This is a genomic window from Streptomyces sp. 7R007 (genome assembly GCF_054850255.1).
In genome coordinates, this window is record NZ_JBTWMV010000010.1 from 35,481 (window position 1) to 59,074 (window position 23,594).

The following is a 23,594-nucleotide window of genomic DNA, read 5'->3' on the forward strand; positions in this document are numbered from 1 at the left end:
TCGTGGTGGCAGGCTTGCGGTGTCCGGCTCTGGGAATGTGCCGTCATTTCCAGACGGAGACGCCGGTCGGGTACGACTTCACGACCGAGGAGCTGGGAGCTGGGAGCAGCGGCACGGGGGGCCATTCTTGTGGCGGCGGTTACGGCCCCGGAAGGGTGACCGCCCGGCGTGCGGAAGCGCGGGGGGAGAGCGAGGGAGCGGCGCGCGCGCCTTCACTGCCGGGGTTTAGCGCGCCCACCGCACGGAGGTTCGGCGGCTCACCGCGCCAGGTTTTGGCGACCCACCACGTGAAAGCTCGGCAGCCCACCACGCGGAGGTCTCGCGGCCCACCGCGCGGACGCTCGGCAGCCCACCACGCGGAGGTCTCGCGGCCCACCGCGCGGACGCTCGGCAGCCCACCACGCGGAGGTTTAGCAGCCCACCGCGTGAAAGCTCGGCAGCCCACCACGCGGAGGTTTAGCAGCCCACCGCGTGAAAGCTCGGCGGCCCACCACGCGGAGGTTTAGCAGCCCACCGCGTGAAAGCTCGGCGGCTCGCCGTGCGGACGTTCGGCGGCTCGCTCGTCGCTCTGAGGTTCGGTGGCTTGTCGCGCCGGGGTTTGGCGGGGGGTGCCATGTGACATATTACCGGGGTGGGGCGACTGACCTGCGATGTCGTGGTCGTCGGTGCCGGGATGGTCGGCGCCGCCTGTGCGCTGTACGCCGCCCGGGCGGGCCTGGACGTCGTCGTGGTGGACCGCGCCCCGGTCGCGGGCGGCACCACCGGCGCGGGCGAGGGCAACCTGCTCGTCTCCGACAAGGAACCGGGCCCCGAGCTCGAACTCGCCCTGCTCTCCGCCCGCTTGTGGGCCGAGCTGGCCGAGGAGCCGGATCTCGGGCCGTCGTTCGAGTACGAGGCGAAGGGCGGTCTCGTCGTCGCCGCCACGCCCGGCGACCTCACCGCGCTGAAGGCGCTCGCGGTCGGTCAACGGGCGGCCGGGGTAGAGGCGGTGAGCGTCGGTCACGAGGAACTCCGCGCGCTGGAGCCCCACTTGGCGCCCGGACTCGCAGGCGGTGTGCTCTACCCGCAGGACGCCCAGGTGATGCCCGCCCTCGCCGCCGCCCACCTGCTGCGCGCCTCGGGCGCCCGCCTGGCGACCGGCCCTGCCGTGACCGAGGTGCTGCGCACCCGAGGCGGCGCCGTCCGCGGCGTCCGCACCGACCGCGGCGCGATCCACGCCCCGGCCGTCGTGAACGCCGCCGGCACCTGGGGCGGCGAGCTCGCCGCGCACGCCGGCGTCACCCTCCCCGTCCGCCCCCGCCGCGGCTTCGTGCTGGTCACCGAACCGCTGCCGCGCCGCATCCGGCACAAGGTGTACGCCGCCGACTACGTGGCCGACGTCGCCAGCGACTCGGCGGCCCTGCGGACCTCGCCCGTCGTGGAGGGCACCGCGGCCGGGCCGGTGCTGATCGGGGCGAGCCGCGAACGCGTCGGTTTCGACCGCTCGTTGTCCCTGCCGGCCCTGCGGGCGCTGGCGGCCGGCGCGACCGGGCTGTTCCCGTTCCTGTCGGACGTCCGCGCGCTGCGCAGCTACGTGGGCTTCCGCCCGTACCTGCCGGACCACCTGCCCGCCATCGGCCCCGACCCGCGCGTCCCCGGCCTGCACCACGCCTGCGGTCACGAGGGCGCGGGCATCGGACTCGCCACCGGCACCGGGCAGTTGGTCGCCCAGGCGCTGAGCGGGAAGACGCCGGAGCTCGACCTGACGCCGTTCCGCCCCGACCGCTTCCCCGAGGAGGCCGCGTGAACCCCCTGGAACTGGCCGGGGCCCGCCCGGGCCCGGCGTTCACCGTCACCTTCGACGGGCGGGAGCTGACGGCGCTGCCCGGCCAGACCGTCGCGGCCGCGCTGTGGGCGGCGGGCGTGACCGCGTGGCGGACGACCAGGGTGCAGGCCCGTCCGCGCGGCGTCTTCTGCGGGATCGGCGTCTGCTTCGACTGCCTGGTCACCGTCAACGGCCGCCCGGGCCAACGGGCTTGCCTGGTCCCGGTGCGGCCTGGCGATGTGATCGGCACGCAGGAGGGGACGGGCCACGGTGACTGAACGCCCCCGCCTCGCGGTGATCGGCGCCGGGCCGGCCGGTCTCGCCGCCGCCCTCGCCGCCGCGGCCCACGGGGTGCGCGTCACCCTGGTCGACGCGGCGGAGCAGGCGGGCGGCCAGTTCCACCGGCAGCCGGCCCCGGCCCTGCGCGCCGCCCGCCCGCAGGCCCTGCACCACGACCGGCGCACCTGGGAACGCCTCCGGGACGGCCTGGCGGGAGGCGTGCGAACCGGTGCCATACGACATGTCGCGGGCCACCACGTGTGGCTGGTCGAGCGCCGGCAGCGGGGCTTCACCGTGCACGCCCTGCACGGCCCCGAGCAGGCGGAGCCCGCCGAGTTGCCCGCGGACGCCGTCCTGATCGCCACCGGCGGCTACGAGAGGGTGCTGCCCTTCCCCGGCTGGACCCTCCCCGGCGTGGTCACGGCGGGCGGGGCGCAGGCCCTGCTCAAGGGCGGGCTGGTGCTGCCCGGCCGCACGGCCGTCGTCGCCGGCACCGGGCCCCTGCTGCTGCCGGTCGCCACCGGCCTCGCGGCGGCCGGCGCACGGGTGGCGGCGCTGGTGGAGTCCGCCGACCCGCGCGCGTTCGCCCGCCGGGCCCGCGCACTGGCCGCCCAGCCCGCCAAGCTCGCCGAAGGGGCCGGTTACGGCGCCCGGTTGCTCCGGCACCGGGTCCGCACCCTCGTCCACCACACCGTGGTGGAGGCCCACGGCGAGGACCGGCTGACGGCCGTCACCGTCGCCGCGCTCGACTCCGCGGGCCGGGTGCGCCCGGGCACCCGGCGCCGGATCGCCTGCGACACGCTGGCCGTCGGGCACGGTCTGCTGCCGCACACCGATCTCGCCGAGGCCCTGGGCTGCCGGCTCGACGGGGTCGCGGTGCGCGTGGACGACGAACAGCGCACCGACGTGCCGGGCGTGTGGGCGGCGGGCGAGACCACCGGCGTCGGCGGCGCGGCGCTCGCCCTCGCCGAGGGGCACATCGCGGGGCGTTCGGCCGCCGCGCGGCTGGCCGGGGTCGAGCCGGACCCTTCCGCCTGGGCGGCGGCGGCACGACGGCGGGCGGGGCTGCGGCGGTTCCTCGCCGCGCTCGACGCGGTGTACGCGCCGCCCGCGCACTGGGCCGAGCAGGTCGGCGACGGGACGGTGGTGTGCCGGTGCGAGGAGGTCACCGCGGGGGCGGTCCGGCGGGCGGTGCGGGAGCTGGGCGCCGGGGACGCGCGGACCGTCAAGCTGCTGACGCGGGCCGGGATGGGCTGGTGCCAGGGGCGGATGTGCGGTCCGGCGGTGGCCGGGCTCGCCGGGTGCGCGGAGACGGCCGCGCGCAGGCCGTTCGCCCGGCCGGTGCCGCTCGGTGTGCTCGCCCGTGCCGGGGAGGAAGCGCACGACCGTCGGTAATGTGTCACACATCGGTTGGAGGATGCCCCTGATGACCACCACCCCGACGACCCGCCCCTGGCGGGGCGTTCTCGTCGCCACCGCGCTCCCCTTCGACGACGCCCTCCGCGTCGACTACGGCCGGTACGCCGAGCACTGCGCCTGGCTGGTCGACAACGGCTGCGACGGTGTGGTCCCCAACGGCTCCCTCGGCGAGTACCAGGTCCTCACGCCCGAGGAGCGCGCCAGGGTCGTCGAGACGGCCGTCGCCGCGGTCGGCGGGCAGCGCGTGATGCCGGGGGTGGCCGCGTACGGGTCCGCCGAGGCCCGCCGCTGGGCCGAGCAGGCCCGGGACGCGGGCTGCGCCGCCGTGATGCTGCTGCCGCCCAACGCCTACCGCGCCGACGAGCGTTCGGTGCTCGCGCACTACGCCGAGGTCGCCGGGGCGGGCGTGCCGGTGGTGGCGTACAACAACCCCGTCGACACCAAGGTCGACCTCGTGCCCGAGCTGCTCGCGAAGCTGCACGGCGAGGGGTACGTCCACGCGGTCAAGGAGTTCTCCGGCGATGTCCGCCGCGCCTACCAGCTGGCCGAACTCGTCCCGGAACTCGACTTGTTGATCGGCGCCGACGACGTGCTGCTGGAGCTGGCGCTGGCGGGCGCGAAGGGCTGGGTGGCCGGTTACCCCAACGCGCTGCCGGCCGCGACCGTCGAGCTGTACCGCGCGGCGGCCGGCGGCGACCTGGCCACCGCGAAGAAGCTGTACGAGCAGCTGCATCCCCTGCTGCGCTGGGACTCCAGGGTCGAGTTCGTACAGGCGATCAAGCTGTCCATGGACCTCGCCGGCCGCCACGGCGGCGCCTGCCGGCCACCGCGCGTGCCGTTGCGGCCCGAGCAGGAGGCGGTCGTGCGGGCGGCCACCGAGCGGGCCCTCGCGGCCGGACTGGCGTAGGCCGTGCGCAGCCGGCTCGTCCTGCACGCCGTCGACTCGCACACCGAGGGCATGCCGACCCGCGTGATCACCGGCGGCATCGGCACCATCCCCGGCGCGACGATGAACGAACGGCGCCTGTACTTCCGCGAACACCGCGACGACATCAAGCAGTTGCTGATGAACGAGCCGCGCGGTCACTCCGCGATGAGCGGCGCGATCCTCCAGCCGCCGAGCCGGCCCGACTGCGACTGGGGCGTCGTCTACATCGAGGTCTCCGGCTATCTGCCGATGTGCGGGCACGGCACCATCGGCGTGGCGACCGTGCTGGTGGAGACGGGCATGGTGGAGGTGGCCGAGCCGGTCACCACGATCCGTCTCGACACCCCGGCCGGCCTGGTGGTCGCCGAGGTCGCGGTGGCGGACGGCCGGGCCGAGCACGTCACCCTGCGCAACGTGCCGTCCTTCTCCGTCGCCCTCGACCGCAAGGCCACCCTGGCCGACGGGCGGACGGTGACATACGACATGGCGTACGGCGGCAACTTCTACGCCATCCTGCCGCTGACGGAGTTCGGGCTGCCGTTCGACCGCACCCGTAAGGACGACATCCTCGCCGCGGGCCTGTCCCTCATGGAGGCGATCAACGCCGAGGACGAACCCGTGCACCCCGAGGACCCGTCCATCCGCGGCTGCCACCACGTCCACCTGGTCGCCCCCGGCTCCACCGCCCGGCACTCGCGGCACGCGATGGCGATCCGCCCCGGCTGGTTCGACCGCTCCCCCTGCGGCACCGGCACCAGCGCCCGCATGGCCCAGCTGCACGCGCGCGGCGAACTTGCGCTGCGCACCGAGTTCGTGAACGAGTCCTTCATCGGCACCCGCTTCACCGGCCGCCTCCTCGGCACCACCGAGGTCGCCGGCCGCCCGGCCGTGCTGCCCAGCTTCACCGGCCGGGCGTGGATCACCGGCACCGCGCAGTACCTTCTGGATCCGACCGACCCGTTCCCGGCCGGCTTCGTCCTCTGAGCGCGGCCGGCCCCACCACCGGAGGCCGCAGCGGACGCCGGTGGCGCGTGACATCGCATACGAGGAGATCCGCCATGGCCGTCGCGCCCGACCTGCCCGTCCTGGGCGGCAAGAAGAGGAGCTACCGCGAGCGCGTCACCGACGCGCTGCGGGCCGCGCTGATCGCGGGCGAGCTGCTGCCGGGCGAGGTGTACTCGGCGCCGACGCTGGCCGCGCGCTTCGGGGTGTCCGCGACGCCGGTGCGCGAGGCCATGCTGGACCTGGCCAAGGAGGGCCTGGTCGACGCCGTTCCCAACAAGGGGTTCCGGGTCACCGAGGTCTCCGAGAAGCAGCTCGACGAGTACACCCACGTACGCGCCCTGATCGAGATCCCGACCGTGGTGGAGCTGGCCGGCAGCGCCGATCTCGTCTCCCTGGAGGCGCTGCGGCCGGCGGCCCGCGAGATCGTCACCGCCGCCGCGGCCGGCGACCTCGTCGCCTACGTCGAGGCCGACACCCGCTTCCACCTGGGTCTGCTCGCCCTGGCGGGCAACGCCCACCTCGTTCGGGTGGTGGCCGACCTGCGCGGCCGTTCCCGTCTGTACGGGCTCACGGCACTGGTGGAGACGGGCCGCCTGCTCGCCTCCGCCCAGGAGCACCTGGACCTCCTCGACGCCCTGGTCGCCCGGGACGAGAAGGCCGTACGCACGATCATGACCCGTCACCTCGGCCACGTGCGCGGTCTGTGGGCAGCCCACCGTCCGCCGACCGCGTGACAAGGGGGCGGGCCTCGCCGCGCACCGCCGCCCCCGGTCACCCCGCCTCCCGCGCCCCCACCCCCGACCGCCGCCAGATCTCCGTCGCCTCCGCCGCCGCTCCCGGGGCCGCCAGCAGCAACGGCTCGTCGTACGCGGGGCGTTCGGGTACGGCGACGGCGCCCGCCTCCGTGGCGATGAGCAGTGCCGGGAGGCCGTCGACGTGGTGGAACTCGCCGATCGCCGCCGCGGTCGCGCGGCCCGCCGCCACCTGGACCAGGGAGAGGGCCGTGGAGCCCATCACGCGCACCGTGCAGTGCCGGGCGGCGAGTTCGGCGAGGAGCGCGTCCATGCCGGGCCAGTGGGCGTGGGCCGCCCACTCGGTGAGGAAGGCGTGGCCGGTGAGGGTGGTGTGGTCGGCCGCGTGGACCGGCGTGCCGTCGAGCCGGGCCCCCGCGCCCCGGACCGCCGTGAACGTCTCGCCCCGCCAGGGGTCCGCCACCACGCCGAGCAGCGGGGTTCCGTCGGGCGCGGCCAGGCCCAGGGAGAAGGAGCACCAGCCCAGGCCGTGGGCGTAGTTGGTGGTGCCGTCGATCGGGTCGACGACCCAGTGCGGGGCGTCGGCGGCGCCCTTCGTGACGCCGTACTCCTCGCCGACGATCCCGTGCTCGGGGAAGGCCCGGCCGAGGACCTCGCGGACCTCCGCCTCCACGGCCTCGTCCGTGTCCGTGACGATGTCCGCGGGCGAGTCCTTCTCCCGTACGGCGTCCGGACGCGGTCGCCGGATCAGCTCCGCGGCCCGTTCCGCCAGCCCGACGGCGACCTCCAGTGCCCGCTCCAGGTCCACCCCGGTCCCGGCGTCCAGGTCATCCCGCGGCACAGCTTCTCACCAGTCCCTCCACGTCGTTGCTGATGAGCGCGTCCACGCCCCAGGAGAGCAGCTGCGCGCGGCGCGCCTCGCCGTCCACGGTCCAGCAGCTCACCAGCACCCCGCGCTCGTGCCAGGCCGCCACCCCGGCCTCGGAGAGGAAGAGGTGCTCGGGGTTGAAGTACTGCGGGCGGACGGCGGCCAGCACGTCCGGGCCCGGCGGCTCGGCGCCGTACCAGCTCAGGAACAGGGTGGCGTCCTCGTCCACGGCCCGCAGCGCCGCCATCGCCCGGGCCGCGCCGCAGAACATGGCCGGCCTGCCCGCCAGTTCGGCGTGGGCCGCCAGCGCCACCTCGGGGTCGCCGGTGTCCAGCAGCAGGGGGAGGTCGGTGGCCGTCAGGGCCTCGGCGAGGGTGGGGATCTCCGGGGCGTGGGCGCGCAGCTGGTTCAGGGTCAGGTCCGCGATCAGCTCGGCGCTGCCCCACAGCCGGCGCAGGTCGTCGTCGTGGTGCAGGACGACCACCCCGTCCGCCGTGCGCCGGAGATCCACCTCGATGGCGTCCGCCCCGGCCTTGTCGGCCAGCCGGACCGCCTCCAGGGTGTTCTCCACCGCGCCCCGCGGGTCGCCCCGGTGCGCCACCGCCAACACGCTCACGCCGCCTCCTCGTTGCCCGCGTACCACGTGGCGCGCGGGCGGTACCAGCACCACAGACGGCAGGCACAACGAACGGAAGAACTCCGCGGCTACGCCTTCTGGACAGTTGGTGTGCACCTCGTGCGGGGCGGGTGACGCCTCCGGTGTGCCCATACCCCCCAGGGGTACACTTCCGTCCATGGACGCCATCGGGCACGCTCTGTCCATCGCCGGATCGATGACCTGGGAGGTCACCTGGGCGCTGATCCTGGGCTTCGCCCTCTCGGCCGTCGTCCAGGCCGTCGTGCGCCGCTCCACGGTCGTCCGGCTGCTCGGCGACGACCGTCCGCGCACCCTCGCCCTGTCGGCCGGGCTGGGCGCGGCCTCCTCGTCGTGTTCGTACGCGGCCGTGGCGCTGGCGCGGTCGCTGTTCCGCAAGGGGGCGGACTTCACGGCGGCGATGGCCTTCGAGATCGCCTCCACCAACCTGGTGATCGAACTCGGCGTGATCATGGCCCTGTTGATGGGCTGGCAGTTCACCGCGGCGGAGTTCACCGGCGGTCCGGTGATGATCCTCGTCCTCGCGCTGCTGTTCCGTCTGTTCCTGCGCCGGCGGCTGCTGGAGGGGGCGCGGGAGCAGGCCGAGCGGGGGATCGCCGGGTCGATGGAGGGGCACGCGGCGATGGACATGTCGGTGGGTGGCGAGGGCGGGTTCCTGCGCCGACTGCTGTCCCGGGACGGGTTCACGTCCGTGGCGCACATCTTCGTCATGGAGTGGGCGGCGATCCTGCGGGACCTGGTGGCCGGGCTGCTGATCGCCGGGGCGATCGCGGCGTGGGTGCCGGACGACTTCTGGCGGTCGTTCTTCCTCCAGGACCACCCCCTCGCCGCGAAGGCGATCGGTCCGCTGGTCGGCCCGCTGGTGGCGATCGCGACGTTCGTCTGCTCGATCGGCAACGTGCCGCTGGCCGTCGTGCTGTGGAAGGGCGGCATCAGCTTCGGTGGGGTGATCGCCTTCATCTTCGCGGACCTGCTGATCCTGCCGATCCTCAACATCTACCGCAAGTACTACGGCGTCCGGATGGCCGCCTTCCTGCTGGTCACGTTCTTCGCCGCGATGGCCGTCGCCGGGTACGCCGTGGAGTTCGCCTTCGGCGGCCTGGGCCTGGTGCCCGACCAGGCGGACGCGCGCATCCCGGACTCCGGCATCACCTGGAACTACACGACCTGGCTCAACATCGCCTTCCTGCTGCCGGCCGCGGCCCTGCTGGTCCGCTTCCTGCGCACCGGCGGCCCCGGGATGCTCCGCATGATGGGCGGCTCCCCGGCGCAGGGCCACCCTCACCACTGACAGGCCCCCCGCACAGGGGGCGACGGCGGCGAAGGCGGCCCGGCGCTTCTTGACGCCGGTGGGAGCCGACGTGAGCTAGTTGGAGAAGTACAGGTACTTCCAGGAGCCGTACGTCGTGGTGTTGACGGTGTCGCCGGAGGAGCCGTTGACGTACACCGAGCGCATCCGCGCCCGGATGCCGGACTCGCCCGGGGCGCCCAGGCGCACCGCGGACTTGCCGTTCGAGGCGAGCGGGAAGTACTCGGAGCCGGTGGAGTACCAGGAGCCGTCGTAGTAGACCTGAAGGTCGAAGCGCTGCTGGCGGCCCGGGTAGTAGGTCATCGTGGTGGTGAGCACCGGGTCGGTGTTCTTGTGGAACCAGTAGTACGTGTGCGAGCCGATCTTGCCCGTCTTGTAGTGCTGGGAGACGGCGACGGAGATCTTCACCTTGGCGAAGGCCGTGGACTTGACCGTCTTGGGCGCGTAGCGGGCGTCGCCCTTGAAGACCGCGGAGACCTGCGTGTCCCGGGTCATGTCCACCCACGCGGAGATGTTGCCGTGGGAGTCGACCCTGCCGGCCTTGATCAGCTTCTTGGGCTTGTCGGCGCCGAACGGGTCGGCCCAGATCTCGACCGAGCGGTTCTTGTACGTGGTGCCGAGGTGCGCGGTGAACTTCACGTCCTTGCCGTACGCGTACACCTTGCCGTTGTTGTTCAGGCTCAGCGCGGTCGCGTGCCGGGAGACCTGCACCGCGTCGGAGCCGGTGGCCGCCGCATGGCCGGCGTCACCGGCGAAGGACACCTTGTAGGTGACCTTGCCGCCGGCCGGCGGGGTGTCGGTGAAGGAGAAGGTGCCGTCGGCCTTCGTGGTGACGGCGGGCAGCGCCTTGCCGTTCGGCGACTCCAGGTCCGTGCGGGTCACCGTCAGGGCGGTGCCGGCCGGCAGGAGCGTGCGGGAGGCCAGCTTGCCGGTGACGGTGAGCTTCTTGGCGCGCTCCGCGGTGGCGGGCGCCGACACCGTGAGGGTCGGCAGCTCCTTGGTGGGGGCCGTCAGCGCGCGCAGGGTGTAGGTGCCGAGGTCGTTCTCCGACACGGCGAACAGCCGGCTGCCGTCCGGCGCCCAGGCCAGCGCGCCGTCCACCAGGGTGTCGGCGCCGCTGCTGGTGCCGGTGTTGGGGAAGTCGTACTCCCGCACCGGCTTCTGCTCGCCGGGCTTGTAGATGTGGACGTCGGGCTCGTACCAGGAGAAGCTGCCGCCCGCGACGCTGCCGTCCGGCGCGATCCGTACGGCGTTGGGGTAGGCGTCGATCGGGTAGCCGGTCTGCTTGCTCAGGTCGGTGGCCGCGTACGCGCCGATGCCGTAGCCGTACTCCGGGGCGCCCCACGAGGTGAGCACCTCCTTGCCGTCCGGCGTCAGGTCGATCTGCTTCACGCCGGTGTCCATGCTGCCCTTGGTCCGCAGCGTGGCGCCGTCCGCCGTGACGTCGTACACCGCGAGGTCGCCGCCGTTGCCGGCGACCAGGACGCCCGGGACGGCCGGGTCGGCGGCCAGGAGCGTGTCGCCGCCGAAGAAGCCGACGTCCCCGCGCTGGGCGAGGTGGACGACGGGCTCGGCGCCGGAGACGTCCAGCGAGCCGAAGTCGGTGCCGTAGGAGAACCAGACGCGGCCGTCCACGATCTCCAGGTCGGCCGGCTCGGCCGAGCCCAGCGGGTAGCTGACGGCCGGCTGGGCCGTCTGCGTGTCGACGGCCACGATCCGGTCGTCGTTCCTGACGGCCGCGTACAGCAGCCCGGAGTCGGCGGACAGCGCCAGGCCCGTCACCCCGGGCAGCCCGGTGAGGGTCGTCTTCACGGCGCCCGAGTAGTCGGTGACGACGATCGTGCCGCTGGTCGGGTCGGAGACGTAGACCCGCTGGTGGACGCCGTCGACGACCATGTCGCCGACCGACTTCACCGACAGGACCCTGGCGGAGTCGGCCGCCGCCGGTCCCGCGGCGCCGACGGCGAGCGCCGCCGAGCCGAAGAGGACCGCGAACGCCGTCGCGGTCGAGATGCTGCGCATGCGCACAGTACTGATACCCCCACGAGGAAACCCGGTGGTCACCGGGCAGACGAGAGCGCCGCGCAACGCCCGGACGTGACCGCTCGACGGCGGCGACGCGCGGGGCGCGGCTGCGGCGTGAAGCCTATGTCATGCCTGTGACAGTTGGGAAAGGGTTTGCCGTACGGGGCTCGCCTGCGGGCTCAGTCGCCCTCGCCGCGCGGAAGCACCGTCACCCGGCGGAAGTTGCACAGCGCGGCCGAGGAGTCGCCGGAGGGGGAGCGGGTCTGGTGGGCCTTGAGGGCGACGCTGACCAGGCTGAGCAGCAGGTCGGCGTCGGCCTCGCAGTCGATGTGCACGGTCACCCAGCGCGAGCCCGGCACCAGGCGGATCGCGGTGGACTCGGCGAAGTCGAAGTGGAGCCGGTGGATCGCCGGATCGGTGAGATGGAGGTCCACATCGCGGTCCGAGTGGAAGTGCACGATCTCCTCGCGGGTGCTGCGCAGCGCGCGGCCCGTGCCGCAACTCGTCGGACACGGGCTGAGGTCGGGCCATGTCTCCAGCTGGGCCATGGCTCTCTGGACCGGGGTCATACGCCCATGGTGCGCCGATCACCGCACAGCCACCAGAGATTGAGGGATTCGTAACCCGTAGGAGACGCATGGGAGCGGCGCCGCCCATCCGGTCTCCACAGCAGCCCCACCGAAGTGACATGAATCGTTCACCATTCATCCACATGTGACGCCTCGCGCCGACAGCATCCGGCCATTGACTCTCCCCGCGCCGCCTGTGACCGGCGGCGCGGGGCGAACCGTTTCCTCCTGGGGGGCGCACGTGCTGTCCGCTCAACCGGACTCCGACAGACCGGAGTCCGACAGACCCGAAGCCCGACGGCCCGACGCGGCCCGGGGTCTCGGGGACCGGCTCTTCCGTCTCCAGCTGACGGCCACCGGCGTCGCGGTCCTCGCCGTGATGGCGGCCGTGGGGCTGTTCCTGCTGCTGAGGGCGGCTCAGGCGCTGCGCGCCGTGGGCGTCCTCGACTTCCTCACCACCGCCGAATGGCAGCCCGACGTCCACCGGTTCGGCATCGCCGCCGTCCTCACCGGCACCCTGCTGATCGCCGGGGTCGCCGTGGTGGTCTCGGTGCCGCTGGCCGTGGGCACCGCCCTGTTCATCTCCGACGTGGCCCCGCGCGGCCTGCGCCGCACGCTGGTCACCATGGTCGACCTGATGGCGGCCGTGCCGTCGGTGGTGTACGGGCTGTGGGGGCTGTTCTTCTTCCAGCAGCACGTCATCGGGCTCTCCCGCTGGCTGTCCGACTGGTTCGGCTGGATCCCGCCGTTCCGGGTCGACGGCACCCAGCCGGGTGAGCCGCTCGCCTCCACCAGCGTCTACACCGCCTCCACCTTCGTCGCCGGGCTCGTGGTCGCGCTGATGGTCGCGCCGATCCAGTGCTCGGTGATGCGCGAGGTGTTCACGCAGGCGCCGGCGGGCGAGCGGGAGGGCGCGTACGCGCTGGGCGCCACCCGCTGGGGGATGATCCGCACGGTCGTCCTGCCCTACGGCATGGGCGGGATCATCGGCGGCACGATGCTCGGGCTCGGGCGGGCGATGGGCGAGACGATCGCCGTCTACATGATCATCTCGCCGGTCTTCGTCATCCAGCCGCACCTCCTGCAGACCGGCTCCAACTCCGTCTCCTCCCTCATCGCCCTGCACTACGGCGATGCCTCCACCTTCGGGATGTCGGCGCTGATGGCGGCGGGCCTGGCGCTGTTCCTGCTCACCCTGGCGGTCAACTTCACCGCCTCCTCCATCGTGGCCCGCTCCCGGTCCGGCGCGCAGAGCGAGGCATGAGATGACCGTCGTGGAAGAGCTCACGCCGGCGACCGGCACGGTCGCCCCGCAACCGCCGGACCTCCCGCGCCGCATCGGCGGCGCCACCCGCTCCGGCGTCTTGTCCCTGCTCGGCGCGGCGACCTCCGGGATCTGCGTCGCCGTGCTCCTGTTCGGTGAACTGGCGCCGTTCTCGGGCCCGTTGGGCTTCGCCGTCACCGCGTACGCCGCCTTCCTCGCGGTCTACGCGGCGCTGACCGCCCTGGAGGAGGACGCGCAGGCGGTACGGGACCGGGTGATGACCGTCGTGCTGTGGACGGCGGCCCTGCTGCTGTTCAGCGCCCTCGCCTCGGTCGTCGGCTTCACCGCCTGGCGCGGCCGTGAGGCGCTGCCGCACGGCAACTTCTTCACCCAGGACATGCAGGCGGCGGGCCCGCTGGACCCGCTGACCCACGGCGGCATCGCGCACGCCATGCTCGGCACGCTGCTGATGATCACCATCGCGCTGACGATCACCGTGCCGCTGGGCCTGGCCTGCGCGGTGTACCTGAACCAGATCCCCGGCCGCTTCTCCCGTTTCGTCCGCACGATCGTGGAGGCGATGACCGCGCTGCCCTCGATCGTCGCCGGGCTGATGGTGTACGCGACCTGGATCCTCGGCCTCGGCCTGCAGAAGTCGGGGCTGGCCGCCGGGTTCGCGATCAGCGTGATGATGCTGCCGATCGTCGTCCGGGCGGCGGACGTCGTACTGCGCCTGGTGCCCGGCACGCTGACGGAGGCGGCCGAGGCCCTCGGCGCACCGCGCTGGCGGACGGTGTGGCACGTGGTCCTGCCGACGGCACGCTCCGGGCTGGCGACGGCGGTCATCCTCGGCACGGCGCGGGGCATCGGCGAGACGTCCCCCGTCCTCCTCACGGCGGGCTTCACGGCGGCCCTGAACGCCAACCCCACCGACGGCCCGATGATCTCCCTCCCCCTGGCCGTCTTCAACTTCGTCCGCTCCCCCGAGCCGACGATGATCGCGCGCGGCTTCGGCGCGGCGGCGGTCCTGATGGCCCTGGTCCTGGTCCTGTTCGCGATCGCGCGGGTGATCGGGGGGAGGGGGCCGGGCCACCAGAGCAGACGCCAGGCCCGCAGATCAGACCGCGCGTCCCGACGGGACAGGGAGAGGTACGCCGAGCTCAACGCCCTCAGGGGCGCGGGGAACTGCGCGACCGGCCACAACGAACCCGCACCCGACAACGGAGATCGTCACTGATGATCAACGCCCTCAGGCGGCTCGGCATCCTGGCCGCGCTCATAGGCATCCTCACCACAGCCACCCCCGCAAGCGCCGACACCTACACCCCCATCGCCGGCGCCGGCTCCACCTGGGCCGAGAACGCCGTCGACGAATGGCGCCGCGCGGTCAACCAGTACGGCATGCGCATCAGCTACGCCGGCACCGGTTCCTCCGACGGCCGCCGTCAGTTCCTCTCCGGCACCGTCGACTTCGCGGTCTCCGACATCCCCTTCCAGACCCACCCCACCGACGGCAGCGCGGCCGAGCGCCCGGCCACGGGGTCGTACGCCTACATGCCGATCGTCGCCGGCGGCACCGTCTTCATGTACCACCTCACCGTCAACGGCAAGCGCGTCACCAACCTCCGCCTCTCCGGAGACGTGGTGACGAAGATCTTCACGGGCTCCGTCAGGACCTGGGACGACCCGGCCATCAAGGCCGACAACCCCGGCCTGCAGCTCCCGCACCGCACCATCGTCCCCGTCGTCCGCTCCGACGGCTCCGGCTCCACCGCCCAGTTCACGATGTGGATGGCCAACCAGCACAAGGCGCTGTGGCAGGCGTACTGCGCCAAGGTCGGCCGCTCGGGCGCGTGCGGCCAGACCTCGTACTACCCCACCGTCTCCGGCATGATCGCCCAGTCCGGCGACCTCGGCGTCGCGGGCTACGTCGCGCAGAACTACGGCGAGGGCGCGATCGGTTACGTCAACTACTCCTACGCCCTCAACGCCCACTATCCGGTCGCCAAGGTCCTCAACCACGCGGGCTACTACACCGAGCCGACCCCGCAGAACGTGGCGGTCTCGCTGCTCAAGGCGAAGATCGACACCGACAAGAGCTCGCCGGACTACCTCACCCAGCAGCTCGACGGCGTCTACAACGACACCGACCGCCGCAACTACCCGCTCTCCAGCTACTCGTACATGATCCTGCCGCTGAAGGTGCAGGGCACCTTCACCAAGGCCAAGGGCAAGACGCTGGGCGCGTTCTCCTACTACTTCATGTGCCAGGGCCAGCAACAGGCCCCCGACCTGGGCTACTCGCCGCTGCCGATCAACCTGGTGCAGGCGGGCTTCGACCAGATCCGCCGCATCCCGGGCGTCCAGGCGCAGAACATCAACATCAGGAACTGCAACAACCCGACCTTCACCACCTCCGGCCGCAACAAGCTCGCCGAGACGGCCCCCTACCCGGCGGCCTGCGACAAGAAGGGCGCCGCGCCCTGCACCTCGGGCAGCGGCGGCGCCAAGTCCAGCTCCGGCAGCGGGGGTTCGGGCAGCGGCTCCGGCGGCGGCACCTCCGGCGGCTCCGGCACCGGCACGGCGGCCGGCGGCACCGGCAGCGCGGCCGGCGACGGCACCGGCTCCGGCGCCCGGCCCTCGGTCGACCCGGACACCGGCCAGACCGTCTCCCCCGACGGCACGGGCGACGGTGCCGCCGCCACCGCCGGCGGCACCGTCGCCCTCGCCCAGCCGGTCGCCGTGGCCGCCCGGCACGGCTGGACCGGCACGCAGACGCTGATGCTGCTGGCCGTCGTCCTGATCGCCGGCCTGATCCTGCTGCCCTCGCTCGTCTCCCGCCTGGTCGGCGGCCGTTCCTCGGACGGAGGCAAGTGATGACGCGCGTACGCCGGCTGCTGCTGCGGATCGCCGCCGGGGCCACCGTCGGCGCCCTCGCCGGCCTCGCGGTCGCCCAGGCCGCACCGCCGGCGACCGCCGCGAGCGCCGACTCCGCCGTCACCGTCCCGGGACGCGGCGAGTTCAAGGACATGAGGTTCACGGTCTCCCAGACCAGCCACCTCACCAGCCAGGCCGTCACGGTCTCCTGGACCGGCGGCACCCCGACCACCTTCGCGGGCACGCAGTTCGACACGGACTTCGTGCAGATCATGCAGTGCTGGGGCGACGACGACGGCACGGTCCCGTCCAACCCCGGCCCGCCGCGCACCCAGTGCCAGTACGGCGCCTCCCCGACCACCGACCGGGGCAGCTGGCCGGGCAACGACTACGACGACTCCCGCAAGGTCTTCTACAGCGCCGACCCCACCAACTACGGCCAGGACAACCGCTACGGAGCCGCCAACCCCAACGCTCCGGGCGAGGTCCCCTTCAAGTCGGTGGACGGCACGACGGTCACCACCAACACCCAGAACAACCCGTTCTTCAACCACAACACCACCAACGAGGTCGACTTCGCCCGCACCGGCGCCGACGGCACCGGCACGGAGTACTTCGAGGTGCAGACCGCCAACGAGGCCCCGCACCTCGGCTGCGGCGCCCCCGTCACCACCGACGGCGTCACCAGGCCGCGGGACTGCTGGCTGGTGATCGTGCCGCAGGGTCACCTCGACCTGGACGGCAGGCCGTACGCCGACACCAGCCAGGTCAACGCGGGCTCCCCCGTGTCCTCCACCAACTGGGCCAACCGGATCGCCATCCCGCTGCACTTCAACTCGGTCGGCGCCAACTGCTCCCTGGGCGCCGAGGAGCGCCCGACCACGGGCAGCGAACTGGCCGCGGACGTCATGACCAGCTGGCAGGCGGCCCTGTGCCCGAGCGGGACGGTGTACGGCTACACCGAGCTCGGCGAGCCCGACGCCCGCGCCCGGCTGAGCAACGACGGCTCCTCCGGACTGGCCCTCACCACACGGGCGTTGGGCGCCGACGCGAGTTCGGCCGCGCCCTCGGACACCACGACGTACGCGCCCGTCGCGCTCTCCGGGGCGGTCATCGGCTTCACCATCGAGCGAAGACCGCGCTCCGACGCACCCGACTCCGTCGACAAACTCGCCGGCACCAAGGTCCAGTCGATCCGGCTGACCCCGCGCCTGGTCGCCAAGCTGCTCACCGAGTCGTACCGCAACTCGCCCTGGGGCGCGGTGATCAACGGCACCGCCGCCAAGGGCTACGGCTGGGCGAAGAGCAACCCGGCCGGCCTGGCGAGCGACCCCGAGTTCACCGCCCTCAACCCGGAGTTCGCGTATCTGTCGGTCTCCGAGACGCCCGCCACCGACACCGACCTGATGACCTCCCTCGGCCACACGGACACCGCCCGCGCGCTGTGGCAGTGGATCGTCTCCGACAAGGAGGCCCGGCAGTTCCTGGCCGGCGTCCCCGACGACTACGGGATGCGGGTCAACCCGTACTACAGCACCAACGCCGACCTGAACCCGTCCGGCATCGCCTTCGACCCGTCGGCCCTGGACGACTACCCCAAGAGCGACCCCTGGTGCACGGTCCCGCCCGGCACCGGCGCCACGCTCCGGCAGTGCATGACCGACTTCCACCCGTACGTCGACAACATGCACGCCGGCGCCCTGCACACCCGGCGCACGGACACCCTGTGGAAGTCGAGCTGGGACGCGCTCGCCGACCCGCCCGCCTTCAAGAGCCCCGGCCCGCAGACCGTCGGCTCCCGCTTCGTCATCACCGTCACCGACGCGGCCTCGGCGGCCCGCTACGGCCTGCAGACCGCGCGGCTGCGCAACGCGGCGGGCACGTTCGTCGCCCCCACCACCGCGTCCCTGACCGCCGCCGCGAAGAGCGCCACCGGCAAGCCCGTCGCCGAGATCACCCCGGCCGGCGCGAAGGCCAAGGACGCCTACCCGCTGGCCCAGCTGGTGTACGCGGCGGTGCGCCCGGCCAAGCTGAAGAGCGACGCCCGCAAGGACTACGCGGCCCTGCTGCGGTACGCGGCGGGCAGCGGCCAGGTCAGCGGCGCCGACCCGGGCCGCCTGCCCGCCGGGTACGCCCCGCTGCCGGCGTCCCTGCGCGAGCGCACCGCCCGCGCCGCCCAGGCGCTGCTGCACTACACCGGCCCGACCGCCGACGCCTCCGGCGGCACCAGCAGCGGTGGCTCCGGCACCACCGGCACGGGTGCCGGCGGCGACGGGACGAGCGGTACGGCGGCCGGCGACGGCACGGGCCCCACGACCGCGCAGGCGAGCGCCACGCCGAGCGCGAGGGCGTCGTACGGCGGCGGGCAGGCCGTGCAGACCACGGCCGGCGGCGACACGCCCGCCGACCCGGCCAACCCGCTGCGCTACGCCGTCCCGGCCGGCGCGGCCCTCGGCGCCCTGGCCGGCGCGGGCGCCCCCTTCGCGGGCGGCAGCCGCCTGCGCCTGCCGCTGCGGCTGCCCCTGCCGGGCGGGCGCACGGTGACCCTCGTACCGGACGCCACGCTCCTCAGGCGGCTGCGCGGGCTGCTGACACGGGACCGGGGGTGAGGGCCGTGCCACGGGCCGGGACGCGCGCCGGGCCACCGGCGGGAGCCGGACCCGTGCACCGTCCGCCCGCCGGCGCGGGCCCCTGACCGGCCCGCACCCCTCGACCGAGCCGGTCCCCGCGGGGCCCGTGCTCCCACGAACGGCCGCCCGCCCCGAAAGGCAGTCGGGGCGGACGGCTCGCACCACCCTGCCAGATCCACCCCTTCGCACACTCACGGAGACCTCGATGCGCACAACGCGCTCCACGGCGGCCATGGTCGCCGCAGCCGTGGTGACCGGCGGCCTGGCCCTCGCCGGCCCGGCGCACGCCGATCCCACCCCCGCCGGGACCTTCCGCCAGCTGGTCGGCGTGGGTTCCGACACCACGCAGGACGTGCTCAACGCCCTCGCCGGCGACACCGTCAACGGCATCGGCTACTCCGCCACCGCCGTGAAGTCGGCCTCCGGCGCGGGCATCGCCTCCTACGACGCGATCGAGCCCGGCACCGGCTCGACCACGTCGGCCATCACCACCCGCAGCGGCGGCCCGTCCTTCCTGCGCCCGAACGGCTCCGGCAACGGCCGTATCGCCCTGACCAAGTCGCTGACGGGCGAGGCGTACCCGGACTCCTCCGGCGTCTCCATCAAGGGCCAGGTCGACTTCGCCCGCTCCTCCGGCGCCCCCTCCAACCAGGGCACCGCCCTCACCTACATCCCGATGGCGCGCGACGCCGTGGGCGTGGCGGTGCGCGGCTCGGGGCTGGACACGCTGACCGTGGACCAGCTGCACGACATCTACAACGGCACCCTCACCACGGTGAACGGCCAGACCGTGCACCCGAGGATCCCGCAGTCCGGCTCGGGCACCCGCAAGTTCTTCCTGAACGCGATCGGACTGAAGGACGCCGACCTCGCCCCGGGCGTCACGGTCGTCCAGGAGAACCAGGGCAACGCCGCCCTCACCGAGGACGGCGCGCTCGTGCCGTTCTCGGTCGGCAGCTGGATCGCCCAGAACAACGGCGTGGCCCCCGACTACAGCAAGTCCTCGGCGGCCGGCGGCGGTCACCTGGCGGCCATCCAGCTCCCGGGCGACACCGGCGGCGCGACCAGCCCGGTGACCACGGTCAACGGCAAGCTCACGCCCGTCGACGCCTACTACGAGAACTCCACCTTCGGCCGTGACGTCTACAACGTCGTGCCGACCCGGGCGGTGGACCCGACGAGCGTCTTCTTCGACAAGGACCTCTACGACGTCTTCGTCACCAGCGGCAGCCACACCGCCGAACTGGCCTCCGACGCGGCCGAGAAGGTCATCGCCTCCTTCGGCTTCGTCAACGAGTCCTACAACGGCTCCGTCAACCTCGCCAAGCACGCCAAGCAGGGCGGCCTGGAGGGCACGGGCTTCGACGTGAGCGTGCCGGCCGCGCCCGCCCTGAAGGCCACGCCGGGCGACAAGAGCCTGAAGCTGAGCTGGACCGCCCCGGCCGCGACCGCGCTGCCGCTGACGGACTACCGCGTCACGCTGTACGACGCGGACGGCGCCGTCGCCGCCGTCAAGGACGTGCCGGCCACCACCACGTCGGTCAGCTTCACCGGCCTCGCGATCGGCAAGTACTCCGCCACGGTCGCCGGCGCCAACCTCAGCGGCACCGGCGCGGCGGCGAACTGGGCCGGCACGGTCAAGTACAGGAGCACCACGACCGCGACCACCTCCACCACCGCCTACGGCAAGACCCCGAAGGTCGCCGTCACCGTCGCCGGCAGCCACGGCGTCGCCCCGACCGGCAAGGTCACCGTGAAGGAGGGCTCCACGGTCCTCGGCACCGGCACCCTGGACGGCTCCGGCAAGGTCACCGTCGCGCTGCCGAACCACCTCAAGGTCGCCACGCACGCGCTGACCGTGTCCTACCCCGGCACCAGCAAGCTGTACGCGTCCTCGACGAGCCTCAGCCTGAAGATCACCAAGGCGACGCCGACCGTCACCACCACGGCCCCCGCCTCGGTCAGCCACACCGCGCACGCCAAGGTCACCGTCAAGGTCACCGCGACCGGCACCACGCCCGGCGGCACGGTGAAGATCTACGAAGGCACCAAGCTGCTCGCCACCGGCACGCTGAGCGGCGGCAAGGTGACCCTCACCCTGCCGAAGCTGAGCAAGGGCAAGCACGTCCTGCACGCCTCCTACGCGGGCTCGTCCACGGTCAACGCCAAGTCCGGCGCCGACTTCACCATCAAGTCCACCTGATCACCCGGTCCCGGCGGCCGGGGAGATCCCTTGAGGGAGAGGTCTCCCCGGCCGTACGGCCATCCCCTCACCGACTCGCGAAGGAGGCGGGCCGCCGTGACGGTCGCCGTAACACTCACGCTCCCGCGCGTGCCGGGCGTCACCGCCGTCCGCCACCTCGCCCGGGGCGGTCTGCTGACCCTGGCCGCCCTGCTGCTCGGCATCACCGCACAGCTGCTGCTGGTCAGCGGCGTCCAGGAACACTCCGCGCAGCACGCCGCCTTCGACGACCTGCGCAATCAACTCGCCCTGGGCACCGCCCCGGTGGCGCAGACCGACGCGCAGGGCAGGCTGCTCGCGCCCGGCACGCCGGTCGCCCTCATCGACGTTCCCCGGCTGGGGCTGAGCCAGGTCGTCCTGGAGGGCACCGACTCCTCCGTCCTGACCGGCGGTCCCGGCCACCGCCGCGACACCCCGATGCCGGGCCAGGCGGGCACCAGCGTGCTCATGGGCCGCGCGGCGGCCTACGGCGGTCCCTTCGGGAGGCTGGGCTCGCTCGCCGCGGGCGACCGCTTCACCGTGACCACCGGCCAGGGCCGGGCGACCTACGAGGTGGCCGGCGTACGGCGGGCCGGCGACCCGGCGCCCGGCGCGCTCGCCGCCGGCAAGGGACGTCTGGTTCTGGTCACCGCCACCGGGCCGCGCTTCATGCCGTCCGGTGTCCTGCGGGTCGACGCCGACCTGGTCTCCGCCCCCTTCCAGACGCCGTCGGCGGTCATCCGGGCGGGCACGCTCCCGGACTCCGAGGAGCCGCTGGCCCGCCCGTCCGGCGTCCCCTGGCCGCTGGTGATGTGGCTGCAGGCGCTGCTGCTGGCCGCCGTCGCCGCCGTGTGGGCCTGGCACCGCTGGGGCCGGCACCAGACGTGGATCGTCTGCGCGCCGCTCGTCGCGGTGCTGGGCCTCCAGGTCGCCACCCGCACCACCGAACTCCTGCCGAACCTGCTGTGAGGTGTCCCAAGTGAGCGAATCAGTGACCGTCCCCGCCGTCGACCCCCTGACCGACACGGTGACCCTGCCACCGGCCGGCGCCGCCGCGCCCGCCACCCTGGAGGCCCGCGCCGTCTCGGCCTGGTTCGGCGGGCACCAGGTGCTCAGCCGGGTCTCGCTGACCATGCCGGCGGGCCGGGTCACCGCGCTCATCGGCCCCTCGGGCTGCGGCAAGTCGACGTTCCTGCGCACCCTCAACCGGATGCACGAGCTGATCCCGGCGGCCCGGTTCGGCGGCGAGGTGCTCTTCGAGGGCGAGGACGTCTACGCCCCGTCCTGGCGGCTGACGGACGCGCGCCGCCGTATCGGCATGGTCTTCCAGAAGCCCAACCCCTTCCCGGCGATGTCGATCTACGACAACGTGGTGGCGGGCCTGCGGCTGACCGGCACCCGGGCGGGCCGCCGCGAGAAGGACGAGCTGGTGGAGGAGTCGCTGACCCGCGCCGGCCTGTGGAAGGAGGTCCGCGACCGTCTGCGCAAGCCCGGCGGCGCGCTCTCCGGCGGCCAGCAGCAGCGCCTGTGCATCGCCCGCGCCCTGGCGGTACGCCCCCGGGTGCTGCTGATGGACGAGCCCTGCTCGGCGCTGGACCCCACCTCCACCCGGCGCGTGGAGGAGACGATCCAGGAGCTGGCCGGGCAGGTCACGGTCGTCATCGTCACCCACAACATGCAGCAGGCGGCCCGCGTCTCCCAGCAGTGCGCCTTCTTCCTGGCCGAGCAGGGCACCCCGGGCGGGATCGTCGAGGCGGGGCCCACGAGCGACGTCTTCGGCGCCCCGAGCGACCCGCGCACCGCGGACTACGTGGCGGGCCGCTTCGGCTGAGCGGCCGGACGGCCCGCCGCGCCCGACCTCCCGCTTCACGGCGTTTGGGGCGATAATCACCCCATGAGTACCGCGACGTTTGTCATGGCGGCCACGTCGATCGAGATTCGCAACGTGATCGTCGCCTTCGTCGGTGGCCTGATCATCGCTGGTGCCCTGATCTGGGCCTTCTGGTACGGCATGCGGGTGCGCGACCGGGAACTGCCGCGGCCCCTGCCCACCGAACAGCCCCACCTGCCCGACGGCGGTGCCGTCCGCGAGGCGCGCGAGGTGCGCGAACCGGACGAGGTGCCCGTGGACGGCGAGCGGCGGCTGATGCCCTACGAACTGCACCCCACGCCCAGCCGGACGGGAAAGGACCAGCGGCGCCGGCGCTGGATGCCCGGCTCCAGCGGCTCCTTCGGCAGCGGCGGCCTGGGACTGCGGTGAGCCGCGGGGCTCAGGCCATCCAGAAGAAGACCGCGGTCATCCGCTTCTCCTCCAGCGTGCGGCCGGTGTAACCGGTCGCGCTGTGCACGAGGTTGGCGTGGTAGAGGAGGAGACGGTTGTACTTGTGCGGGACCCGTACGTCCTCCTCGAAGTGGTCCCCGGGCACGAACCGCGTGCCGAGCGCCTCGACGAGGTTGTTGTGCGGGGCCTGCACGATGTTGCCGCCGAGCCGGCCGCCGGGCAGCGACTGGCGGTAGAAGGCGGTGCCGCAGTCCTTGGGGACGTCCGGGTTGAGGTAGAGCACGGCCGCGTACCGGCACAGCGCCCGCGAGTCGGTGTGCGGCCGGGGCTCGCTCTCCCCCTCGCCGACGACCTGGATGCAGTTGTGGTTGAGGGTGCCGCCGCCGGGCGCCTGCTGCACCCACAGCTCCTTCGCGCCGGTCGCCTTCTTCACCAGGCGTTCGACGCGGGCGAGTTCGGCGGGCTCCAGCCCCGGCATGGTGCGCAGGCCCGGCCAGGTCTCCGAGGTGTAGGGGTGGCCCTGGACCCAGTCGTCCTTGGCCAGGCAGCGGGCGCGTACGGCGTCCACGTCGGGCAGCACGTCGTCGAGGACCCAGTAGTCGCGGCCCTTGGTGGGCTTGCGGTAGGGCAGCACGGGAAGGGCCGCGGGCACCCTGGGGGCAGGCTGTGGGGGCATGCGGCGAATCTAGGTCAGGGGTTCGTCTCGAC

General features: G+C 73.3%; 20 protein-coding genes. 15 read left to right on the forward strand and 5 right to left on the reverse strand.

Going from position 1 to position 23,594, the window contains the following annotated elements; genetic code table 11:
• Nucleotides 1-631: 631 nt before the first annotated feature.
• From ACYF6T_RS15505 to ACYF6T_RS15530, 6 genes are all read left to right on the forward strand, one after another.
• Complete coding sequence (locus ACYF6T_RS15505) at nucleotides 632-1,786, forward strand: NAD(P)/FAD-dependent oxidoreductase (RefSeq protein ID WP_461696756.1); 1,155 nt, start codon at nucleotides 632-634, stop codon at nucleotides 1,784-1,786.
• Nucleotides 1,783-2,082: a (2Fe-2S)-binding protein gene (locus ACYF6T_RS15510; protein WP_461696758.1), complete on the forward strand. Its 300-nt coding sequence runs from the start codon at nucleotides 1,783-1,785 to the stop codon at nucleotides 2,080-2,082. Before ACYF6T_RS15505 ends, ACYF6T_RS15510 begins: the two co-directional genes overlap by 4 nt.
• A complete protein-coding gene (locus tag ACYF6T_RS15515) occupies nucleotides 2,075-3,478 on the forward strand; it encodes an FAD-dependent oxidoreductase (protein WP_461696759.1) in 1,404 nt (467 codons plus the stop codon). The genes ACYF6T_RS15510 and ACYF6T_RS15515 overlap by 8 nt, the downstream gene beginning before the upstream one ends.
• Nucleotides 3,479-3,509: 31 nt before the next feature.
• Nucleotides 3,510-4,409: a dihydrodipicolinate synthase family protein gene (locus ACYF6T_RS15520; RefSeq protein ID WP_461696760.1), complete on the forward strand. Its 900-nt coding sequence runs from the start codon at nucleotides 3,510-3,512 to the stop codon at nucleotides 4,407-4,409.
• A 3-nt stretch (nucleotides 4,410-4,412) separates the two neighbouring features.
• Nucleotides 4,413-5,414, forward strand: coding sequence for a proline racemase family protein (locus ACYF6T_RS15525; RefSeq protein WP_461696761.1), 1,002 nt, complete (start codon nucleotides 4,413-4,415; stop codon nucleotides 5,412-5,414).
• A 74-nt stretch (nucleotides 5,415-5,488) separates the two neighbouring features.
• Nucleotides 5,489-6,169, forward strand: a complete 681-nt coding sequence (locus tag ACYF6T_RS15530) for a GntR family transcriptional regulator (protein WP_461696762.1) — start codon at nucleotides 5,489-5,491, stop codon at nucleotides 6,167-6,169.
• 37 nt (nucleotides 6,170-6,206) lie between these two features.
• Here ACYF6T_RS15530 and ACYF6T_RS15535 read toward each other — a convergent pair whose 3' ends face one another.
• Both ACYF6T_RS15535 and ACYF6T_RS15540 read right to left on the reverse strand, forming a co-directional pair.
• Nucleotides 6,207-7,028 (reverse strand): inositol monophosphatase family protein, encoded by an 822-nt coding sequence (locus tag ACYF6T_RS15535; protein WP_461696764.1) that lies wholly within the window; start codon nucleotides 7,026-7,028, stop codon nucleotides 6,207-6,209.
• Nucleotides 7,015-7,671 carry a glycerophosphodiester phosphodiesterase gene (locus ACYF6T_RS15540; protein WP_461696765.1) on the reverse strand — a complete coding sequence of 219 codons (657 nt, stop codon included), beginning with the start codon at nucleotides 7,669-7,671 and terminating at the stop codon, nucleotides 7,015-7,017. Before ACYF6T_RS15540 ends, ACYF6T_RS15535 begins: the two co-directional genes overlap by 14 nt.
• A 178-nt stretch (nucleotides 7,672-7,849) precedes the next feature.
• Between ACYF6T_RS15540 and ACYF6T_RS15545 the strand changes: the two genes are divergently transcribed.
• Entirely contained in the window at nucleotides 7,850-9,001 is a 1,152-nt protein-coding gene (locus tag ACYF6T_RS15545) for a permease (RefSeq protein ID WP_461696767.1), read from the forward strand.
• 75 nt (nucleotides 9,002-9,076) lie between these two features.
• On the opposite strand, the gene ACYF6T_RS15550 is transcribed toward ACYF6T_RS15545, so the two are convergent.
• Both ACYF6T_RS15550 and ACYF6T_RS15555 read right to left on the reverse strand, forming a co-directional pair.
• Complete coding sequence (locus ACYF6T_RS15550; protein ID WP_461696768.1) at nucleotides 9,077-11,041, reverse strand: YncE family protein; 1,965 nt, start codon at nucleotides 11,039-11,041, stop codon at nucleotides 9,077-9,079.
• Between the two features lie 182 nt (nucleotides 11,042-11,223).
• Nucleotides 11,224-11,613 (reverse strand): luciferase domain-containing protein, encoded by a 390-nt coding sequence (locus ACYF6T_RS15555; RefSeq protein ID WP_461696770.1) that lies wholly within the window; start codon nucleotides 11,611-11,613, stop codon nucleotides 11,224-11,226.
• A 241-nt stretch (nucleotides 11,614-11,854) separates the two neighbouring features.
• Here ACYF6T_RS15555 and pstC point away from each other — a divergent pair, with 241 nt between their 5' ends.
• The 8 genes from pstC to ACYF6T_RS15595 all read left to right on the forward strand — a co-directional run bounded on the left by pstC (nucleotide 11,855) and on the right by ACYF6T_RS15595 (nucleotide 22,865).
• On the forward strand, nucleotides 11,855-12,877 hold the full coding sequence (gene pstC, locus ACYF6T_RS15560; RefSeq protein ID WP_461696772.1) for a phosphate ABC transporter permease subunit PstC: 1,023 nt from the start codon (nucleotides 11,855-11,857) through the stop codon (nucleotides 12,875-12,877).
• Between the two features lies 1 nt (nucleotide 12,878).
• Nucleotides 12,879-14,114 carry a phosphate ABC transporter permease PstA gene (gene pstA / locus ACYF6T_RS15565; protein WP_461696774.1) on the forward strand — a complete coding sequence of 412 codons (1,236 nt, stop codon included), beginning with the start codon at nucleotides 12,879-12,881 and terminating at the stop codon, nucleotides 14,112-14,114.
• Nucleotides 14,114-15,754: a phosphate ABC transporter substrate-binding protein PstS gene (pstS, locus tag ACYF6T_RS15570; RefSeq protein ID WP_461696775.1), complete on the forward strand. Its 1,641-nt coding sequence runs from the start codon at nucleotides 14,114-14,116 to the stop codon at nucleotides 15,752-15,754. The genes pstA and pstS overlap by 1 nt, the downstream gene beginning before the upstream one ends.
• Nucleotides 15,754-18,363 (forward strand): hypothetical protein, encoded by a 2,610-nt coding sequence (locus ACYF6T_RS15575; RefSeq protein WP_461696777.1) that lies wholly within the window; start codon nucleotides 15,754-15,756, stop codon nucleotides 18,361-18,363. Before pstS ends, ACYF6T_RS15575 begins: the two co-directional genes overlap by 1 nt.
• Before the next feature lie 226 nt (nucleotides 18,364-18,589).
• On the forward strand, nucleotides 18,590-20,587 hold the full coding sequence (locus ACYF6T_RS15580) for an Ig-like domain repeat protein (protein ID WP_461696779.1): 1,998 nt from the start codon (nucleotides 18,590-18,592) through the stop codon (nucleotides 20,585-20,587).
• 96 nt (nucleotides 20,588-20,683) lie between these two features.
• A complete protein-coding gene (locus ACYF6T_RS15585) occupies nucleotides 20,684-21,574 on the forward strand; it encodes a sortase (RefSeq protein ID WP_461696781.1) in 891 nt (296 codons plus the stop codon).
• Between the two features lie 97 nt (nucleotides 21,575-21,671).
• Nucleotides 21,672-22,436, forward strand: a complete 765-nt coding sequence (locus ACYF6T_RS15590; RefSeq protein ID WP_461697109.1) for a phosphate ABC transporter ATP-binding protein — start codon at nucleotides 21,672-21,674, stop codon at nucleotides 22,434-22,436.
• 63 nt (nucleotides 22,437-22,499) lie between these two features.
• Nucleotides 22,500-22,865 (forward strand): DUF6479 family protein, encoded by a 366-nt coding sequence (locus ACYF6T_RS15595; protein ID WP_461696782.1) that lies wholly within the window; start codon nucleotides 22,500-22,502, stop codon nucleotides 22,863-22,865.
• A 10-nt stretch (nucleotides 22,866-22,875) separates the two neighbouring features.
• Here ACYF6T_RS15595 and ACYF6T_RS15600 read toward each other — a convergent pair whose 3' ends face one another.
• Nucleotides 22,876-23,562 (reverse strand): DUF6445 family protein, encoded by a 687-nt coding sequence (locus tag ACYF6T_RS15600; RefSeq protein ID WP_461696784.1) that lies wholly within the window; start codon nucleotides 23,560-23,562, stop codon nucleotides 22,876-22,878.
• Nucleotides 23,563-23,594 lie beyond the last annotated feature (32 nt).

Bases quoted from the DNA above. Each gene is read 5' to 3' on its own strand.
- ACYF6T_RS15520 (WP_461696760.1), top strand. From the start codon at position 3,510: ATGACCACCACCCCGACGACCCGCCCCTGGCGGGGCGTTCTCGTCGCC.
- ACYF6T_RS15530 (WP_461696762.1), top strand. From the start codon at position 5,489: ATGGCCGTCGCGCCCGACCTGCCCGTCCTGGGCGGCAAGAAGAGGAGC.
- ACYF6T_RS15545 (WP_461696767.1), top strand. From the start codon at position 7,850: ATGGACGCCATCGGGCACGCTCTGTCCATCGCCGGATCGATGACCTGG.
- ACYF6T_RS15550 (WP_461696768.1), bottom strand. From the start codon at position 11,041: ATGCGCAGCATCTCGACCGCGACGGCGTTCGCGGTCCTCTTCGGCTCG.
- ACYF6T_RS15555 (WP_461696770.1), bottom strand. From the start codon at position 11,613: ATGACCCCGGTCCAGAGAGCCATGGCCCAGCTGGAGACATGGCCCGAC.
- pstA (WP_461696774.1), top strand. From the start codon at position 12,879: ATGACCGTCGTGGAAGAGCTCACGCCGGCGACCGGCACGGTCGCCCCG.
- pstS (WP_461696775.1), top strand. From the start codon at position 14,114: ATGATCAACGCCCTCAGGCGGCTCGGCATCCTGGCCGCGCTCATAGGC.
- ACYF6T_RS15575 (WP_461696777.1), top strand. From the start codon at position 15,754: ATGACGCGCGTACGCCGGCTGCTGCTGCGGATCGCCGCCGGGGCCACC.
- ACYF6T_RS15580 (WP_461696779.1), top strand. From the start codon at position 18,590: ATGCGCACAACGCGCTCCACGGCGGCCATGGTCGCCGCAGCCGTGGTG.
- ACYF6T_RS15595 (WP_461696782.1), top strand. From the start codon at position 22,500: ATGAGTACCGCGACGTTTGTCATGGCGGCCACGTCGATCGAGATTCGC.
- ACYF6T_RS15600 (WP_461696784.1), bottom strand. From the start codon at position 23,562: ATGCCCCCACAGCCTGCCCCCAGGGTGCCCGCGGCCCTTCCCGTGCTG.